The sequence below is a fragment of the Microbacterium awajiense genome, from assembly GCF_039536545.1.
Taxonomy (GTDB): Bacteria; Actinomycetota; Actinomycetes; order Actinomycetales; family Microbacteriaceae; genus Microbacterium; species Microbacterium awajiense.
The window spans coordinates 137,744-155,321 of the sequence record NZ_BAAAYU010000003.1; the positions used below are offsets into that span (position 1 = coordinate 137,744).

The 17,578-nt window shown below is 70.5% G+C and carries 14 protein-coding genes; 9 read left to right on the forward strand and 5 right to left on the reverse strand.

All coding sequences use genetic code 11. From position 1 onward, the window contains the following. Positions 1 to 62 precede the first annotated feature (62 nt). Positions 63 to 563, reverse strand: a complete 501-nt coding sequence (locus ABD663_RS06190) for a DUF4282 domain-containing protein (RefSeq protein WP_344737074.1) — start codon at positions 561 to 563, stop codon at positions 63 to 65. 175 nt (positions 564 to 738) lie between these two features. On the opposite strand from ABD663_RS06190, the gene ABD663_RS06195 reads away from it, so the two are divergent. From ABD663_RS06195 to ABD663_RS06225, 7 genes are all read left to right on the forward strand, one after another. Next, positions 739 to 1,488 carry a large exoprotein gene (locus tag ABD663_RS06195; RefSeq protein WP_344737075.1) on the forward strand — a complete coding sequence of 250 codons (750 nt, stop codon included), beginning with the start codon at positions 739 to 741 and terminating at the stop codon, positions 1,486 to 1,488. 70 nt (positions 1,489 to 1,558) lie between these two features. Further along, positions 1,559 to 2,545, forward strand: coding sequence for an aldo/keto reductase (locus ABD663_RS06200; RefSeq protein WP_344737076.1), 987 nt, complete (start codon positions 1,559 to 1,561; stop codon positions 2,543 to 2,545). Between the two features lie 22 nt (positions 2,546 to 2,567). Then, on the forward strand, positions 2,568 to 4,298 hold the full coding sequence (locus ABD663_RS06205; protein WP_344737077.1) for an ABC transporter ATP-binding protein: 1,731 nt from the start codon (positions 2,568 to 2,570) through the stop codon (positions 4,296 to 4,298). 14 nt (positions 4,299 to 4,312) lie between these two features. Further along, on the forward strand, positions 4,313 to 6,331 hold the full coding sequence (locus tag ABD663_RS06210; RefSeq protein WP_344737130.1) for an ABC transporter ATP-binding protein: 2,019 nt from the start codon (positions 4,313 to 4,315) through the stop codon (positions 6,329 to 6,331). A gap of 59 nt (positions 6,332 to 6,390) precedes the next feature. Beyond that, positions 6,391 to 7,182 carry a PP2C family protein-serine/threonine phosphatase gene (locus ABD663_RS06215; protein WP_344737078.1) on the forward strand — a complete coding sequence of 264 codons (792 nt, stop codon included), beginning with the start codon at positions 6,391 to 6,393 and terminating at the stop codon, positions 7,180 to 7,182. Positions 7,183 to 7,281: 99 nt separating this feature from the next. After that, positions 7,282 to 10,068 (forward strand): FtsK/SpoIIIE domain-containing protein, encoded by a 2,787-nt coding sequence (locus ABD663_RS06220; RefSeq protein WP_344737079.1) that lies wholly within the window; start codon positions 7,282 to 7,284, stop codon positions 10,066 to 10,068. A 32-nt stretch (positions 10,069 to 10,100) separates the two neighbouring features. Next, the gene (locus ABD663_RS06225; RefSeq protein WP_344737080.1) at positions 10,101 to 11,642 is read left to right on the forward strand and encodes an APC family permease; all 1,542 of its coding nucleotides are present in this window, start codon (positions 10,101 to 10,103) and stop codon (positions 11,640 to 11,642) included. 6 nt (positions 11,643 to 11,648) lie between these two features. On the opposite strand, the gene ABD663_RS06230 is transcribed toward ABD663_RS06225, so the two are convergent. The 3 genes from ABD663_RS06230 to ABD663_RS06240 are packed head-to-tail and all read right to left on the reverse strand — an operon-like array spanning position 11,649 to position 15,175. Continuing rightward, the gene (locus tag ABD663_RS06230) at positions 11,649 to 12,977 is read right to left on the reverse strand and encodes a flavin monoamine oxidase family protein (RefSeq protein WP_344737081.1); all 1,329 of its coding nucleotides are present in this window, start codon (positions 12,975 to 12,977) and stop codon (positions 11,649 to 11,651) included. A 36-nt stretch (positions 12,978 to 13,013) separates the two neighbouring features. Beyond that, complete coding sequence (ald, locus tag ABD663_RS06235) at positions 13,014 to 14,129, reverse strand: alanine dehydrogenase (RefSeq protein WP_344737082.1); 1,116 nt, start codon at positions 14,127 to 14,129, stop codon at positions 13,014 to 13,016. A gap of 56 nt (positions 14,130 to 14,185) precedes the next feature. After that, positions 14,186 to 15,175 (reverse strand): asparaginase, encoded by a 990-nt coding sequence (locus tag ABD663_RS06240; protein WP_344737083.1) that lies wholly within the window; start codon positions 15,173 to 15,175, stop codon positions 14,186 to 14,188. Between the two features lie 52 nt (positions 15,176 to 15,227). On the opposite strand from ABD663_RS06240, the gene ABD663_RS06245 reads away from it, so the two are divergent. Next, complete coding sequence (locus tag ABD663_RS06245) at positions 15,228 to 15,710, forward strand: OsmC family protein (protein ID WP_344737084.1); 483 nt, start codon at positions 15,228 to 15,230, stop codon at positions 15,708 to 15,710. A gap of 38 nt (positions 15,711 to 15,748) precedes the next feature. On the opposite strand, the gene ABD663_RS06250 is transcribed toward ABD663_RS06245, so the two are convergent. After that, on the reverse strand, positions 15,749 to 16,492 hold the full coding sequence (locus ABD663_RS06250) for a lysophospholipid acyltransferase family protein (RefSeq protein WP_425561766.1): 744 nt from the start codon (positions 16,490 to 16,492) through the stop codon (positions 15,749 to 15,751). Positions 16,493 to 16,604: 112 nt separating this feature from the next. On the opposite strand from ABD663_RS06250, the gene ABD663_RS06255 reads away from it, so the two are divergent. Beyond that, a complete protein-coding gene (locus tag ABD663_RS06255; RefSeq protein WP_344737085.1) occupies positions 16,605 to 17,561 on the forward strand; it encodes an FKBP-type peptidyl-prolyl cis-trans isomerase in 957 nt (318 codons plus the stop codon). The last annotated feature ends 17 nt before the right edge of the window (positions 17,562 to 17,578 follow it).

Consider the following 17,578-nt stretch of genomic DNA (forward strand, 5'->3'; position numbering starts at 1 on the left):
TACTCGTCCGCTCGACGAGGGGGAAGGGGGGTAGGGGGACGGGGGACGGGGTGGAACGGCGTTCAGCGTCGGGTGTGCTCGGCGGTGCGCTCGGTGTTCTCGGCGATCGCGATGAGGGCGACCACGCCCTCGATCACGAACCTGAGGGCGATGATCAGCAGCAGCGTCGCGATCGGCACGAGGACCACGGTCGCGACGATCAGCGCGATGCCGCCGCCGGGGTTGTACCAGAGCGCCGAGACGCCGTTGAGGATGCCGCCGATGAAGTACACCAGGAAGCCGATGCCGATCGCGATGAGGCCGACGAGGTAGAAGACGCTCGCCAGGCGCCGCGTGATGAACGTGCGGAACGACAGGTCGAACAGCGCGCGCATGAACCCTCGACCGACCTCTTGCGCGTCGTCTGTCAGCGACTGCGGCACGCCGGTGTCGTCGGGGTCCGTCGCCGGGTCGTAGGCGGGGCGAGTGGGCTCCGGTGCGGTCGCCGCCGACGGCGGCTGCGCCGCGCGGGCGGCCTCGTCGGCGGGCTGATCGGGCAGGGGCGGGGGAGTGGGGTTGGACATGGGTCACCTCCGGGGACGTGCCGCCAGCGTATCCGCGGCGCGGTGGCTTCCTTTCCCGCCGCTCCGACACGGGTGCTGACACGCGACGGATCGCCTCGCTAGCATGTGTCGAGCGGGCGGATGCCCCGTGGACGTGTCCCGACGCGTTCCCTACATCGACTCATGGAGGTCGTGCATGGAGTACTACGACGGCTACGGGGCTTGGCTGGCCATCTGGCTCGTGCTGCTGCCAATCCTTTTCATTCTCGCAATCGCCGGATACGTCATCGGCGCTTGGTTCTTGATGAAGGTCTTCGACAAGGCCGGGGTACAGGGCAAGTGGCGCGCGTGGGTGCCTGTCTACAATTCGCTGATCGCCGCCAAGCTCGGTGACCTGTCTCCGTGGGTGATGCTCGGTGCGATCGTCGCTGCCGCGCTCCTGGGCCAGATCCCGATCATCGGCTGGTTGTTCTCGCTCGTCGGGCTTGCGGCATGGGTTCTCGCGGGATGGCGCATTGGACTGAAGCTCGGAAAGGACTGGCCGTGGCTGCTCCTGTGGCTCATTCCCGGCGTCGGTACGTTGATCTGGCTCGGAATCCTCGCTTTCGGCAAGGAGAGCTGGAATGCCGCCGTCAAGCCTTCGCCGTGGCGCAACAGCTTCCTCAAGGACACGACCGTCTGGCAGGGCATCCCGGTTCAGCCGGATGCAGCCGCCGCCGGCGCCCCGGCGCCCGGCTACCAGCCTCCGGCCGGCCAGACGCCCCCGCCCCCGCCCGCCGGCTACACGCCGCCCCCGGCACCGCCCGCCGCTCCCGCGGCCGCGCCGGAGCCGCCGGTGACGCAGCCGCCGGCTGCCGGCTGGCCCGCGGCACCCGAGCCGCCGGCCGCACCGGAGCCGCCGTCGACGGAGCCCCCGTCGGCGCCGGAGCCGCCCAAGCAGCCGTAACCTCTCCGATCACGCCAGACGGCGGTCCCCTCGCGGGGGCCGCCGTCTGGCGTCGGGATAACGTGGAACCATGACCTCTGACCTGCCCCTGCGCCGAGTCGGCGCCTCCGGTCTGCTCGTCTCGGCGGTGGGCCTCGGCTGCAACAACTTCGGCCGCCCCGGCGCCCCGACCGAGAGCCTGGAGGGTACGCGCGCCGTTCTGGACGCCGCGATCGACGCGGGGGTGACGCTCCTCGACACCGCTGACATCTACGGCGCGGAACCCGGCGTGTCGGAGAGCCTCATGGGACAGGCCCTCGAGGGACGCCGCGACCGCGTCCAGCTCGCGACGAAGTTCGGCCACTCCGGCCGCGACATGGGGTACCCGATCTCGGGCGCCAAGGGTTCGCGGGCGTATGTGCGTCGGGCGGTGGAGGCATCCCTCACACGCCTGCGCACCGACTGGATCGACCTCTACCAGCTGCACACGCCCGATCCCGACACGCCCATCGCCGAGACCTTGGACGTGCTCACCGACCTCACGCGCGAGGGCAAGATCCGCTACGTCGGCCACTCCAACCTGCCGGGCTGGCAGATCGCCGAAGCCGAGTTCACCGCCGCGGAGCGCGGCGGTGTGCGGTTCGTCTCCGCGCAGAACCACTACAGCCTGCTCGCGCGCGGAGCCGAACGCGAGGTGCTGCCCGCCGTGCGTCGGTACGACCTCGGCTTCCTGCCGTTCTTCCCCCTGCACAATGGGCTGCTCACCGGCAAGTTCTCGCGCGAACACGCTCCGTCCGACACCCGGATCATGCGGCAGCGGCCCGAGATCTGGCAGAACGCGCCGTGGGACGCGCTCGACGCGTACGCGGCCTTCTGCGACGATCGCGGCATCACCATGCTCGAGGCGACGTTCGGCTGGCTGCTTGCGCAGAAGGGTCTCGCCAGTGTCATCGCGGGTGCCACGTCGGCCGAGCAGGTGCGATCGAACGCCGCCGCGGCGACGGCATGGGCGCCCACGTCCGACGATCTCGCCGAGATCGACCGGATCTTCCCGCTGCCGCGCGACCCGGCCGCCTGACCGATCGAGAGGAACGACGACCGTGCTCGGCAAGCTTCTCGTGCGCTATCTGCGTCCTGCGTGGGCGCTGATCGTCGCCGTCGTCGTCTTCCAACTCTCCCAGTCGATCGCCTCGCTGCTGCTGCCGACGCTCAACGCCGACATCATCGACGAGGGCGTCGTCAAGGGAGACATCCCATACATCTGGAGCACCGGCGGGGTGATGCTCCTCGTGAGCGTCGTGCAGATCGTGTGTGCGATCGTGGCCGTCTACTTCGGTTCACGCCTGGCGATGGGCATGGGCCGCGATCTGCGCGGCGATCTGTTCGAGCGTGTCGTCGCGTTCTCGCAGCGCGAGGTGGGCCAGTTCGGTCCGGCCTCGCTGATCACCCGCAACACCAACGACGTTCAGCAGGTGCAGATGCTGGTGCAGGTGTCGGCGACGCTCATGGTCTCGGCGCCGATCCTCGCGATCGGCGGCGTCATCATGGCCATCCGCCAGGATGCCGGTCTCTCCTGGCTGATGGCGGTCTCGATCCCGGTGCTCCTGGTGATCGTCGGTCTGATCGTGTGGCGCATGGTGCCCGCCTTCACCAGGATGCAGAAGCGCATCGATCGGATCAACCAGATCATGCGCGAGCAGCTCACCGGCATCCGGGTCGTGCGCGCCTTCGTCCGCGAAGACCAGGAGCGGGCCCGGTTCGAAACCGCGAGCGACTCGGTGATGGAGACCGCGCTGCGGGCGGGCAACCTCATGGCGCTGATGTTCCCGGCCGTGATGCTCGTGCTGAACCTGTCGAGCGTCGCGGTCATCTGGTTCGGTGCCTTCCAGGTGCAGAACGACGGTGTCGAGATCGGCACGCTGTTCGCCTTCCTCACCTACCTGATGCAGATTCTGATGGGCGTGATGATGGCGACGTTCATGTTCGTCATGATCCCGCGCGCGGCCGTGTGCGCCGACCGCATCGGCGAGGTGCTCCACACTGCGCCGTCGGTGACGGCGCCGACCGCGGCGGCGTCGGCGCCGGCGCCGCTCGGGCGGGTCGAGTTCGAACACGTGGACTTCGCCTACCCGGGAGCCGAGGACCCGGTGCTCCAGGACATCAGCTTCGCCGTGGAGCCGGGGACCACCACCGCGATCATCGGCTCGACCGGTGCCGGCAAGTCCACCCTCATCGGCCTCGTCCCACGGCTGTTCGACGTGACCGCCGGGGTGGTGCGGGTCGACGGTCTCGACGTACGCGACTACGACCCCGACGAGCTGTGGCGACGGATCGGTCTCGTCCCGCAGCGCGCGTTCCTCTTCTCGGGGACGATCGGCTCGAACCTGCGCTACGGCGATGCGGATGCCACGGACGACCAACTGTGGGAGGCGCTCGACATCGCGCAGGCCGACTTCGTACGCTCCTCCGAGGAGGGCCTGGAGGCACCGATCGCGCAGGGGGGCACGAACGTGTCGGGCGGTCAGCGCCAACGCCTCGCGATCGCTCGGGCGCTCGTCAAGCGGCCGAGCGTGTACGTCTTCGACGACTCGTTCTCGGCGCTGGATCTCAGCACCGATGCCGCGTTGCGGCGCGCGCTCGACCGTGAGCTTCCCACGGCGACACGGCTGATCGTCGCCCAGCGCGTGTCGACGATCCAGCACGCCGACCAGATCATCGTGCTCGATCACGGCCGCATGGTCGGCATCGGGACGCACGACGAGCTCGTGGAGTCGAACGAGACCTACCGCGAGATCGTCGAATCGCAGCTCGCGGCGGAGGAGGCGGCGTGAGCGGCGGGCGCCCGATGGGTGGGCCGATGGGGCGTGGGATGCAGGCGCCCGCAGCCAAGGCGCAGAACTTCGGACCGAGCGCGAAGCGGCTGCTCGGCACCCTGCGCACCGATATGCCCCGGCTGATCGTGGTGCTGGTGCTCGGTGTGCTGTCGGTCGCGCTGAGCGTCATGGGGCCCAAAGTGCTCGGCGAGGGCACCAACATCGTGTTCGCCGGATTCATCTCGATGCAGGTGCCTGCCGGCGCGACCCAGCAGGAGGTCGTCGACGGCCTCATCGCGAACGGTCAGCAGGAGCAGGCCGACATGCTCGCGGCGATGGAGTTCACCCCGGGCGCCGGAATCGACTTCGATGCGCTCGGCGGGATCATGATCGCGGTCCTGGCGATCTACATCGGCGCGAGCATCTTCGGCTGGCTGCAGGCGCGCATCCTCAACGGTGTCGTGCAGCGCGCGATGCACCGGCTCCGGATGCGCGTCGAGGAGAAGATCCACCGGCTGCCGTTGTCGTACTTCGACAGGGTGCAGCGCGGCGAGCTGCTCAGCCGCGTCACCAACGACGTCGACAACATCGGCCAGACGATGCAGCAGACGCTGTCACAGGTGATCGTCTCGCTGCTGACGGTCGTCGGCGTCATGGTGATGATGTTCATCATCTCGCCCCTGCTCGCCGTCATCGCGCTCGTCACGATCCCGCTCACGATCGCCATCACGATCGTGGTCGCCCGCCGTTCGCAGAAGCTGTTCGTGGCGCAGTGGAAGACCACCGGCATCCTCAACGCCCGCGTCGAGGAGACCTTCTCGGGCCATGCGATCGTCAAGACCTTCGGACACCAGGAAGAGGCCGAGCGCGACTTCCGCGCCGAGAACGAGCAGCTGTATCGCGCGAGCTTCGGCGCCCAGTTCGTCTCGGGCATCATCATGCCCGCCATGATGTTCGTGGGGAACCTCGTCTATGTCGCGATCGCCGTCGTCGGCGGCATCCAGGTCGCGGGCGGCCTGCTGTCGATCGGCGACGTGCAGGCGTTCATCCAGTACTCGCGGCAGTTCACGCAGCCGCTGAGCCAACTCGGATCGATGGCGAATCTGCTCCAGTCCGGCGTCGCAAGCGCCGAGCGCGTGTTCGAACTGCTCGACGAGCCCGAGCAGACCCCTGACGACGATCCCTCCCGGACGGCGCCGGAGGACGCAAGCGACCTCGAGTTCGACAGCGTGGCGTTCCGATACGTCGACGACAGGCCGCTGATCGAGGGCCTCTCGCTCGCGGCACGGCCGGGCAGCACGGTGGCGATCGTCGGGCCGACCGGCGCGGGCAAGACGACGCTCGTGAACCTGATCATGCGGTTCTACGACGTCGACGGGGGCCGGATCACCCTCGACGGCGTGGACACGCGCCGCATGACCCGTGACGATCTGCGTTCGCGCACCGGCATGGTGCTGCAGGACACGTGGCTGTTCGCGGGCACGATCCGCGAGAACATCGCGTACGGCCGCCCCGGTGCGACCGAGGAGGAGATCGTGGATGCCGCGACCGCGGCGTACGTCGACCGCTTCGTCCATGCGCTGCCCGACGGCTACGACACCGAACTCGACGACGATGCCACGAACCTGAGCGTCGGCGAGCGCCAGCTCGTGACGATCGCCCGGGCGTTCCTGGCCGACCCCCGCATCCTGATCCTCGACGAGGCGACCAGCTCGGTCGACACCCGCACCGAACTGCTCATCCAGCGGGCGATGTCGAGGCTGCGCGCCGACCGCACCGCGTTCGTCATCGCACACCGGCTGTCGACCATCCGCGATGCCGACCTCATCCTCGTGATGGAGGACGGATCGATCGTCGAGCAGGGGACGCACGACGAGCTGCTGCGCGCGCGCGGAGCGTACTTCCGGCTCTACAACGCCCAATTCGAAGCGCCGCTCGAAGACGACAGCGACCCCGATGTGGCACCGCTGGTCGCCGGCGAGCCGGTGACCTCGCGCGTGCCGATCGCCGCGCCGTCCGAGGGCGATCCCGAGGGTGGCACTAGGATGTGAGCACGCCGACCCGCCAGACGGCCGGGTGGTGACGCAACCGGCCGACGGGAGGACAGGGCGTGCCCGAGGTATCCACCCAGACCCGCAGCATCCCGGTGCCGGGTGGGCAGCTCGAACTCTCGTGGGCCGCGGCCACCGACACCGGGCGCCGCCGCGACGTCAACCAGGACGCCGTGATGACGGCCTTCCCGCTGTTCGTCGTCGCCGACGGGATGGGCGGCCACCTCGGGGGCGAGATCGCCAGCGCCAGCACCGTCGACCGCCTGCGTGCCGTGGCCGAGAGCGGTCAGGTCAGCACCGACGCCATCGAGGATGCGCTGGCCGCCGCGGTCACCGACATCTCCCTTCATCCGGAGACCACCGATGAGGGCACCGGGACGACCGTCACCGGCGTGTTCCTCGACGTCGACGGGGACGAGCCGCACTGGGTGACGCTCAACATCGGCGACTCCCGTGTCTACCTCGTCCGCGACGGATCGGTCGTGCAGGTGACCACCGACCACTCGGTCGTGCAGGAACTCGTCGCGGCGGGCCGCCTGAGTCCGGAAGAGGCCGAGAACCACCCGTACGGCAACGTGATCACCCGCGCGGTCGGTCCCACCGAAGGGGTGACCCCTGACTACGTGCGCATCGACATCGTCGACGGCGACCGATTCGTCATCTGCTCCGACGGACTCACCAAGGAGCTGACCGACTACGGGATCCTCCACTTCCTCGGTGAGAACCCCGATCCGGCTGCCGCTGTGACGGCAATGCTCGAGGCCGCACTCGAGAACGGCGGACGCGACAACATCACGATCATCGTGCTCGATGTCGCCCTGCGCGAGACGCCGGGCGCACCGGCGTCCTGACCGGCACTCCGCCCCTCCACAGGCGTCGATTCCGCGTCATCGATCCACAGGTCCGCTCTCATCGAGCGGATGCCGGCGGACACAGGCTGTCATAGGGGTGTGACCACCGCACTCGACGCCGCAGAGCCGCTCGTCCTGCCCGATGCGTGGGAGCCGCCGGCGCGCCCGCCGCTGCCGCTCGTCGCCTCGACCGTCCCGATGGTCGGCGCGGTGGTGCTGTGGGCGGTCACCGGGTCGATGCTCACGCTGTGGCTCGCCGCGCTCGGACCGCTCATCGCGCTCGCGTCGGTGCTCGACCACCGCCGGGCCACACGGTCCGGCCGTCGCCGTGCAGACTCTGCTGCGGCCGGAGCCCGCCGTCGGGTGGCCGCCGAGATCGAGGCGCGACACGCGCGTGAGCGCGCCGCCCGGTGGCTGCGGCATCCCGACGTCGCGGGCGCCGTGACGGCGAGCGACGCGGTCTGGCGCGAGCGCGAGGTCGGAGGGCTCGTGATCGGCGCCGGCGAGGTCGCGTCGTCGATCACCGTCGCCGGCGGGCGCGGCGACCAGGAGTCCACGTCGTTGCGCGCGCGCGCGTCGGTGCTCGACGGCGCTCCCGTGGTCGTCGACCCGCGCGACGGCGTGGTCGTCGTGGGGCAGGGGGTGGCGGCCGCTGCGGTCCACCGGGCCCTGGTCCTGCAACTCGCCCTCACCGCGGCGCCGGGTTCTGTGCGGCTGGTCGGGCCGCTGCGCGGTGGGGATGCCTGGGCTGCGGAGCTGCCGCATCGGCTGGTCGCCGAGGGGTCGACGCTCGCGCTCGCGGCGACGGCGGACGCCGACCTCGTGATCGCGCGCGCGGACTCATCGCGAGCCCGACCCGCGCGGTGCGCCGTGGTCGTACGGGTCGACGCTCCGGGCACGGCGGTCGTGTCGCAGGCCGGGATCGATCGGGTGGTCGTTCCCGAGGCGATCGCGATGGAGCAGGCCGTCTGGATCGCCCGCGACCTGGCGGCGCGGGCCGAGCGCACACTCGGCGTCACCGCGGCCCCGCCCGCTTCGCTGTCGCTGTCGTCGCTGCCGGCGACATCACGGGCCACGCAAGGGCGCGACGCACTCGAGGTCGCGTTCGGAATCGGCGACGACGGCCCGGCACTCGTCGACCTCGTCGCCGACGGCCCGCACGCGATCGTGGCGGGCATCACGGGATCGGGAAAGAGCGAGCTGCTCATCAGCTGGATCGTCGCCCTGTGCGCGATGCACAGCACCACGCAGGTGACTTTCCTGCTCGCCGACTTCAAGGGCGGCAGCGCTTTCGAGCCGTTGGCGGGTCTTCCGCATGTCGTCGGCGTGGTCACCGACCTCGACGGCGGCGGGGCGCGCCGGGCGCTGGAGAGCCTGCGTGCCGAGATCCGTCGACGTGAAGGCGCGCTCGCCGACGCCGGAGCCCGCGACATCCTCGATCCGCGAGTCGAGCTTCCTCGACTGGTGGTGGTCGTCGACGAGTTCGCGGCGCTGCTGGCCGATCATCCCGAGCTCGACGTGATGTTCACCGACCTCGCCGCACGGGGTCGTGCCCTCGGCATCCACCTCGTCCTGGGCACGCAGCGCGTGACAGGAGTCGTCCGCGAGCGTCTGCTGGCAAACGTGCCGCTTCGGCTCAGCCTGCGCGTGGCCGACCCCGTCGACAGCCGAACCGTGGTCGGCAGCGATGCCGCCGCGCGCATCCCCGGCGGCGTGGCCGGCCGGGGCGTCGCCCTGGTGCGCCGTGCGGGCGACGCCGTCCCCGAGCGGGTGCGCGTCGCGCGGGCTGATGCCGACGACATCGCGCGTGTCATCGAACGCGCTGCGGGGCAGCGCGCGCCTCGCACCTGGCTTCCTCCGCTGCCGCGCAGGGTCGAACTGCCCGACCTCGTCCGTGCCGACGACGAGATCGCTCTGGGACTCGCTGATGAACCCGAACGTCAGCGTCAGGTCACGGCGGGCCTCACGCTCGCCGACCGCGGCTTGGCCGTCGTCGGCGGCGCGGGGTCGGGGCTGACGACGGTGATCGACGTGATCTCGGCCCAGGCCGATCGTCTCGTGCGGGTTCCCGCCGATCTCGAGCAGGCGTGGGACGCGGTGTGCCGGGCGACCGACGTTCCTGTCGACCGCGGCACCGTCGTCGCGATCGACGACCTCGACGCGCTTCTTGCGGGGTTCCCGCCCGAGTACGCGCAGGAGCTGCGGGAGCGGCTCGAGCATCTGGCGCGCACCGCCGGCGCCACCGGGTCGCTCGTCGTGGCCTCGGCGCGGCGCCCGTCCGGACCCGTCGCGCGGGTGCTCGACCTGCTGCCGCGCCGCCTGCTGCTTCCGCTGCCCTCGCGAACAGACCACGTGGCCGCCGGTGGATCCTCCGAGCACTACCTTGCAGGGGCCCCGCCCGGACGCGCGCGCCTGGACGGCATCGCGGTCCAGGTCGCGACGGCGCCGCGCCGACCAGTCGCGCTCGCCGGCCCGCCCTCGCCGTGGCATCCGAGTGCCCCCCTCACCGGATGGGTCGGCCGTCCCGGGCCGACCTCGCGCGCGGCGCTGGCCGCGTGGCGGACGGGCGGGGTGCGCGTCGTCTCACTCGACGAGTACGTCGCCGACCCCACCGTCACCGCCGACGGGCGGGTGCTCGTCCACGGCGACGCCGATGACTGGCAGCGACACTGGCGGGTGCTCGCCTCGCTGCGCGGCGATCACCACCTCGCGATCGACGCGGCCTGCGCCGCGGAGTACCGCGTGCTCACGGCATCCCGGGCCCTGCCGCCGTTCTGCCACCCGGGCCGCGGGCGGGCCTGGCTGATCGACGCCGGCGCCGACGCGGTGCGCGTCGTTCTGCCGCAGCCCGACGTCGGCTCGGAAGATGTCACGGAGTCGTCTTGACCGGGATGAGCACGCCCCCATAGCGTCAGGGTGTGGTGACATCCCCGATTCAGCTGGATCGGTCGGAGGGCAAAGGGCTCGCAGCAGGGACGCTGGGGCTCTGGGGCTCGACGGTGATCGGCTTGGCCTCGACGGCCCCCGTCTACTCCCTCGTGGCGACGCTGGGCTTCGTCGTGCTCGCCGTGGGTGGCCAGGCTCCGATCGCCTTCGTGCTCGCGTTCATCCCGATGCTGTTCATCGCCTTCGCGTACCGCGAACTCAACAACGAGATCCCCGACTGCGGCACGACCTTCACGTGGGGCACGAAGGCGTTCGGACCGTGGGTGGGGTGGCTGGGCGGGTGGGGCGTCGCGGTGGCGGGCATGGTCGTGCTGGCCAATCTCGCGCAGATCGCCGGGATCTATTTCTGGTCGCTGTTCGGTGACGGGTCTCTCGCCGAGAATGTGCCGCTCGTGACCGCGACGGGGGTCGTGTTCATCGCGACGATGACGTGGGTCAGCTGGCGGGGCGTCGAAATCGGCGAGCGCATCCAGAACGTCCTGCTCGGCATCCAGTACCTCGCACTCGCGATCTTCGTCGTCGCCGCGCTGTGGCAGTTCTTCGACGGCTCGGCGCCGAACCCGACCCCGTTCGATTGGGAGTGGCTCAACCCACTCGCCTTCACCGACTGGAGCGCGTTCACCGAAGCGGTGCTGCTCGCCCTGTTCATCTACTGGGGGTGGGACACGTGCCTCGCCCTCAATGAAGAGACGAAGGACCCCAAACGCATCCCCGGCCTGGCGGCCCTGTTGACGTGCGTGCTGCTGCTGTTCACCTATGTGACGGTCACCATCGCGGCGATGATGTACGCCGGCCTCGGCGACAGCGGCTCGGGGCTGGGAAACGAGGCCAACGCCGACGACTTCTTCCTCGCGGTCAAGGACGGACTCCTCGGTCCCTTCGGGTGGGTGCTGGTGGTCGCGGTGCTCATCTCGGCGATCTCGTCCACGCAGACGACGATCCTGCCCACCGCACGCGGGACGCTCGCGATGGCCGCCTACCGTGCGCTGCCCCGGCGGTTCCTGACGGTGCACCCGGCCTACCGCACCCCGTCGTTCTCGACGATCGTGATGGGCATCGTCGCCAGCATCTACTACATCGGCATGACGCTGATCAGCGACAACATCCTGCAGGACTCGATCCTCTCGCTCGGGCTCGCGATCGCCTTCTACTACGCCATCACCGGCTACGCGTGCGTCTGGTACTACCGGCGCGAGCTGTTCGCCTCGGCACGATCGTTCGTCTTCCGCGGGCTGCTTCCGTTGCTGGGCGCGCTCATGCTCACCTATGCCTTCGTGCAGTCGGCGATCGACATGTACGACGTCGACTACGGCTACACCGTCCTCTTCGGCATCGGCGGCACCTTCGTGATCGGCGTCGGAGCGCTCGCGTTCGGCGTGCTGCTCATGTTCCTCTGGTTCGCATTCCCGGCATCCCGTCCGTTCTTCCGTGGCGAGTCGCTGAACCGCGCGACGCCGGTGCTGGTGCCCGACGATCCCGGCGAGACGGCGCGGTCGGTCGACAGCGGGGTCTGACCCGCCTCAGCGATCCGCCCAGAGCCGTTCGATCGGGATGCTGCGACCGAGGATGTTCGACGCCGCGCGGTGACCGGACAGCATCGCGGCGGGCACGGTGGCCGGATCGTCGGTCCAGGTCGCCTCGCCCGCGAGGTGGAGTACGCCGCCGATCGGCGTCGCCAGGGCATCGTGATCGGCGGTGGTCGATCCGACCGTCATGTACGCGTAGGAACCGTGGGCGAACGGGTCGTCCTGCCACGCGGTGGTCCACACGCGCGTCGGCGCCGGCGCGCTCTCGCCGTAGAGGCGGCGCAGCTGCGCCATGACCGACGCCACGACGCGGGCCTCGTCCCATCCGCGCGTCTGGACGGCGGCCGGACCGGCGGCGAAGGTGAGCAGCGTCGGAGTTCCGTGCAGGGCGGTGAGGTCGTACCAGGAGTGCCACCACCGGCCCTCGGGACCCTGTTGGCGGATCGCGTAGACCCCCTCATCCCAGAACCGCTGCGGGAACTGCAGGAAGACCTTCTCGAACGCATTCATCCTCAGCCGGCTCAGCGCACCCGAGACGGGCTCGGGCAGGGGAGGATCGATCGCGAACCCGGCCGACTGCAGTACGCCCACCGGCACCGACACGACGACGGTCGCCGCGGCGAACACGCCGGTCTGCGTCGTCACCGTCACTTCATCGGTCGACCAGTCCACTCGCGACACGACCTGCGCGAGGCGGATGTCCAAGCCGTCCGCGAGGCGTGTCGGCAGCCGGTCGTAGCCATCGGGGAACACCACCTCGTCACCGTCGATGCTGTCGTCATCGAGTCCGTGCGCGGCGAGATTTTCGATCCACGCGCCGTACTGCTCCTCGCAGCGGTGCTCGAAGTATTCGCGCACCCGCTGGGCGCGGTCGTCGTCCCAGCCCTGGGCCGCAAGCGCCTGCTCGGTCACGTCGCGGTACGAGGCATCCGGCGCCGACGACTCGATCACGCCGAGCAGGGTCTCGTCGACCGAATGGATGTCGTTCGTGAACCGGCGGGCGGCGGCATCCGTCAGGCGCGTGCCGTCGGGTGCGTAGTAGGCGATCGGGCGACTGTCGGGCTGATAGCCGCCGACCGTGAACTCGACGGTGCGCATGCCGAACGCCTCGGCTGCCGCGGCGACGGGGCTGTCGTCGACACCGTGGATCCATGAGGCGCCGAGATCGGTGGCCGGTCCGGTGCTGCGGTCGGTGTGAACCCGCCCGCCCACACGATCGCGTGCCTCGAGCACGATCACGCGGCGGCCCGCGTCGACGAGCAGGCGGGCGGCCGTCAGGCCGGCGACGCCGGCGCCCACCACGATGGTGTCGACCCGATCCATCTCCGGTCCTCCGCGGAGCCGCGTGCCGTCGCCGACTCAGGCGAGCGTGTCGGCGAGCGACGCGAGAGGCAGATCGTGCGCGGTGGCAACACCGGGGTTGACGACGGCGCCGGCCACGGTGTTGAGCCCGGCGGCGAGCCCGGCATCGGCGCGCAGCGCGTCCGTCCATCCACGGCGCGTCACCTGGCGGATGTACGGGAGGGTGGCGTTGGTGAGCGCCGACGTCGACGTGTTGGGCACGGCTCCGGGCATGTTCGCGACGCAGTAGAAGACGCTGCCGTGCACGGCGAACGTGGGGTCGGCGTGCGTGGTCGGGTGCGTGTCGGCGAAGCATCCGCCCTGGTCGACGGCGATGTCGACCAGCACCGAACCGGGCCGCATGCGTGCGACCATGTCGTTCGTCACGAGCTTCGGCGCCTTCGCTCCGGGGATGAGCACCGAGCCGATCACGAGATCCGAGGCCGTCACGGCGCGGTCGAGGTCGAGCGGATTCGACGCGGCGGTCTTGACGCGCCCCTGGAAATGGTCGTCGAGGTAGCGAAGCCGTTGCACGTTCGTGTCGAAGATCGTCACGTCGGCGCCCATTCCCACAGCGATGACCGCGGCGTTCGCTCCCGCCACGCCGCCGCCGATCACGGTGACCGTCGCGGGGCGCGTGCCCGGGACCCCCGACATCAGCAGGCCCAGACCGCCCGCCGAGCGCATCAGGGTCGCCGCGCCGACCATCGGCGCGAGCCGCCCTGCCACCTCGCTCATCGGGGCGAGCAGGGGCAGGCCGCCGGTGGTCCCCTGCACCGTCTCGTAGGCGATCGCGGTGACCCCGTCGGCGACGAGCCGCTCGGTGAGCGGCCGGTCGGCGGCCAGGTGCAGGTAGGTGAACAGCACGAGGTCGTCGCGGAAGTAGTCGTACTCGCTCGCGATCGGCTCCTTGACCTTCAGCAGCAGCTCGGCGCGGGCCCATACCTCGGCAGGGTCGTCGAGCAGCGTCGCGCCGGCGGCGGTGTACTCCGCGTCGGGCATCGACGAGCCCTCGCCCGCGCCGCGTTGCACGAAGACCTCGTGCCCGGTCGCGACGAGGTCGTGCACGCCCGCGGGCGTGAGCGCGACGCGGTATTCGTTGTTCTTCACCTCGGTGGGGACGCTGATCCTCATCGTGTGTCCTTTCCGCTCCGCCGTTGGAGCGCTGTCGGCTCCGGGTCGGAGCGCCGCTAGAAGGCCGGGCGGATAGCGCCGACCGCCTGACCGCTGCCCGAGACGGACAGCGGAAGCTTCGTCATGACCTCGGCCACCGCGGACGGTGCGAGGGCGCCGGCGCGCTCGAGCAGCCGAACGGCGACCGCCGCCGCGGCGCGTCCCGAGCCGTCGAGCATCTTGAGCGCCGCCGTGGTGCCGTCGGGGGCGACCATCACCATCACGCCTTCGGCTCCGGTCTTGGCGAACACGCCGAGCTGTTCGATCGCGATGGTGTCCGGGCGGCCCGGACCGTCGATGGTCCAGGGGTGTGCCCGGACGGCCTCGACGAGGGCGCCGGCGCTGCGGTGAAGGGCGAACGGCGAGGTCGTCGACGACGTGCCGATGCGGTGGATCGCCTTGGCGAGTCCGAACAGGGTCATCGCGTAGACCGGGGCGCCGCAGCCGTCTACCGCGGTCGCCGACACCTTCTCTCCGATCAGCCGCTCCACGACGTCGCGGATGTGGGCCTGAAGCGGATGCTGCGGATCGAGGTAGCCTTCGGGACTCCAGTCGGCGGCCCGGCACGCGAGCAGCATCGCGGCGTGCTTGCCCGAGCAGTTCATGCGGATGCGCGAGGGTTCGGCATGGTCGCGCACCATCTCGTCGCGCGCCGCCCGATCGCCCGGCCACGCGGGAGGGCAGCCGAGGGCGTCTTCACCGAGTCCTGCGGCATCCAGGATGTCGCGCACCACCGCGACGTGACGGTCGGTCCCCGAGTGACTGGCCGTCGCCAGTCCCAGCCGCTCTCCTTCGAGCGCGGCGCCCGCCGAGACGCACGCGAGAGCCTGCAACGGCTTCAGGGTCGAGCGGGGGAGGATCAGCGCGCCGGTGTCGCCGAGCTTCTCGGCGACAGTGCCGTCAGGGGCGATGACGACGGCCGTGCCGATGTGGCGCGACTCGACGAAGCCACTCCGCTCGACGACGGCGAGTTCGACCGCCGAGGCTGCGGGAAAGGTCTGCGGCACGGGGCCAGCCTAGCGCTGAGCGGCGCCGCGGCGCCGTGACAGACTGTTGCGCATGTGGGGTGAGCATCGATACTCCGTCCGGACGACCTGGACGGGCGATCGCGGCACCGGAACCTCCGGGTATCGCGACTACGATCGCGCCGTCACGGTGTCGATCGACGGCAAACCCGACCTGCTCGCCTCCAGCGACAAGCCGTTCCGCGGCGATGCCTCGCGATGGAACCCCGAGGACATGCTGCTGGCCGCCCTCAGCGAGTGCCACCTGCTCGCGTACCTGCACGCGTGCGTCGGCGTCGGCGTCGTGGTCGTCGGCTACGAGGACGAGGCGAGCGGGCTCATGGTCGAGGACGGCCGCGGCGGCGGCGCATTCCACGAGGTCGTGCTGCGCCCGACGGTGACGGTCGCCGACGCCTCGATGACGGATGCCGCGACGGCCGCGCACGCGCAGGCGAACGAATGGTGCTTCATCGCCAACTCGGTGAACTTCCCCGTGCGCCACGAGCCGACGATCCGCGTCGCGCCCGCGTCGCCCTGACACCGCCATCCCTCGACGGGGCAGGGGAGGCGGTGTGCTCAGCGCCGCTCGTGCGGGAGGGCCTGCTTGATGCGCTCGATCGTGCCGTGTGCGGGGGCCTCGTTGTAGGCGCCGGCGAGCTCCTGGCCGGACAGCGCATGGATCGCGGACATGATGTCGTCCGTGGCCAGGCGTCGGGCACGGCCCGAGGTCGCAGGACCATGATGGGACAGGTCGAGCGGCGTGCCGAACCTCACGGTCGCGCGGTGGCGCAGCGACGGCATCCGCGCGCCCACGGGCATGACCTCGGCGGTGCCGATGAGTCCGACCGGCACCACGGGCGCGCCGGTCTGCAGGGCGAGGAATGCGACACCGGTGCGTCCCTTGTACAGCCGCCCGTCGAGCGACCGCGTGCCCTCGGGGTACAGCGCGACCGCGCTGCCTTCCTCGAGCAGGCGGCGCTGCTGGTCGAGTGCGTCCAGCGCGGCTTGTCCGGCCCCGCGCTGCACGGGCACGGCACCGATCGCCGTGAAGAACCAGCGGGAGGCGGGCTTGTCGAAGTAGCTCGACTTGGCGAGGAAGTGCACGGGCCGGGGCGCGCCGACCGGGATCGCGATCGAGTCGATGAACGACAGATGGTTGCTCGCGAGGATCACCGGCCCGTCGCGCGGAACGTGCTCGCGGCCTTCGATGCGAGGGCGGTACACCAGCCGGGCGAGGGGTGCCACCACCCTGCGACCGAACGCGTACGCGAGGCCCATGCGGGTGACGGACGCGGGGGTCGCGTCACCGTCGGATGCCATCCGTCGAGGCTACCCGCGGACTCATGCCGACGGAGGCATGACGCGTTCCCAGCCGGGTCAGAGGAAAAGTGCGGAAAGATGGAGCATCCCGACTTCCGAATGAGGTTCTCCTGTGCGCTTCCGCTCTGTCGCCGCTGTGTCCGCTGCCGCTTTGACGGCCCTCGTGCTGGCGGGCTGCACCTCGACGGCCGAGCCGTCGGAGTCGCCGGCATCCGCCGACCCGTCCGTGTCGGATGCCGCGCTGTGCGAGGCGGTGGCTGAATCGGGGGAGGCGTCCGAGGCCGTCACCGTCGAAGGAACCGCCGGCGAACCGTCCGAGGTCACGTTCGAGTTCCCTCTCGACATCCCGGCCCTGCAGAGCACGGTGATCGACGAGGGCTCCGGCGACCCGGTCGAGGCGGGCCAGCTCGTGTCGTATGCCCTGTCGGCGTTCAGCGCCGACACCGGCGAGAAGCTCGGCGACATCGGCTACGGTGACACCCCCGTGCTGCCGGCGCAGATCTCGGCCGAGAACCCGATCGGCCAGATCATCGGCTGCGCCGCGCCTGGAGCGCGCGTGGTCGCCACCTTCCCGCCGTCGGACGCCGCCGGCGGCGAGGTGTACGTCTTCGACTTCCTCGGCGTCGTGCCGGACGCCGCGTGGGGCGAGGAGCAGCCGGCCGTCGAGGGCATGCCCACCGTCGAGCTTGCCGAGGACGGCACCCCGTCGGTGACGCTGCCCGACGGCGACATCCCCACCGAGTTCGAGAAGGCGACCCTCAAGGAGGGCGACGGCCAGGTCGTCGAGCAGGGCGACGCCGTGCTCGTGCAGTATCACGGCGTGTCATGGGACACCGGCGAGGTCTTCGACCAGAGCTGGGGCGGTCAGCCGTTCACGTTCTCGACGAACGGCGGGGTGGTGCAGGGCTTCGCCGACGCGGTGCTCGGCGAGACCGTCGGCTCGCAGGTGATCGCGATCCTGCCGCCCTCGGTCGCCTACGGCGAGGGCGAGATCAATGACGCCGACCTGACCGGCCAGACGCTGGTGTTCGTCGTCGACATCCTCGGCGTGCAGCCCGAATCGTCCTGATCGTTCGGCGCGTCGCG

What these genes read in the sequence shown, in the direction of transcription:
- ABD663_RS06190 (WP_344737074.1), bottom strand. Translation starts at nt 563, where the DNA reads ATGTCCAACCCCACTCCCCCGCCCCTGCCCGATCAGCCCGCCGACGAG.
- ABD663_RS06195 (WP_344737075.1), top strand. Translation starts at nt 739, where the DNA reads ATGGAGTACTACGACGGCTACGGGGCTTGGCTGGCCATCTGGCTCGTG.
- ABD663_RS06200 (WP_344737076.1), top strand. Translation starts at nt 1,559, where the DNA reads ATGACCTCTGACCTGCCCCTGCGCCGAGTCGGCGCCTCCGGTCTGCTC.
- ABD663_RS06210 (WP_344737130.1), top strand. Translation starts at nt 4,313, where the DNA reads ATGGGTGGGCCGATGGGGCGTGGGATGCAGGCGCCCGCAGCCAAGGCG.
- ABD663_RS06230 (WP_344737081.1), bottom strand. Translation starts at nt 12,977, where the DNA reads ATGGATCGGGTCGACACCATCGTGGTGGGCGCCGGCGTCGCCGGCCTG.
- ald (WP_344737082.1), bottom strand. Translation starts at nt 14,129, where the DNA reads ATGAGGATCAGCGTCCCCACCGAGGTGAAGAACAACGAATACCGCGTC.
- ABD663_RS06245 (WP_344737084.1), top strand. Translation starts at nt 15,228, where the DNA reads ATGTGGGGTGAGCATCGATACTCCGTCCGGACGACCTGGACGGGCGAT.
- ABD663_RS06250 (WP_425561766.1), bottom strand. Translation starts at nt 16,492, where the DNA reads ATGGCATCCGACGGTGACGCGACCCCCGCGTCCGTCACCCGCATGGGC.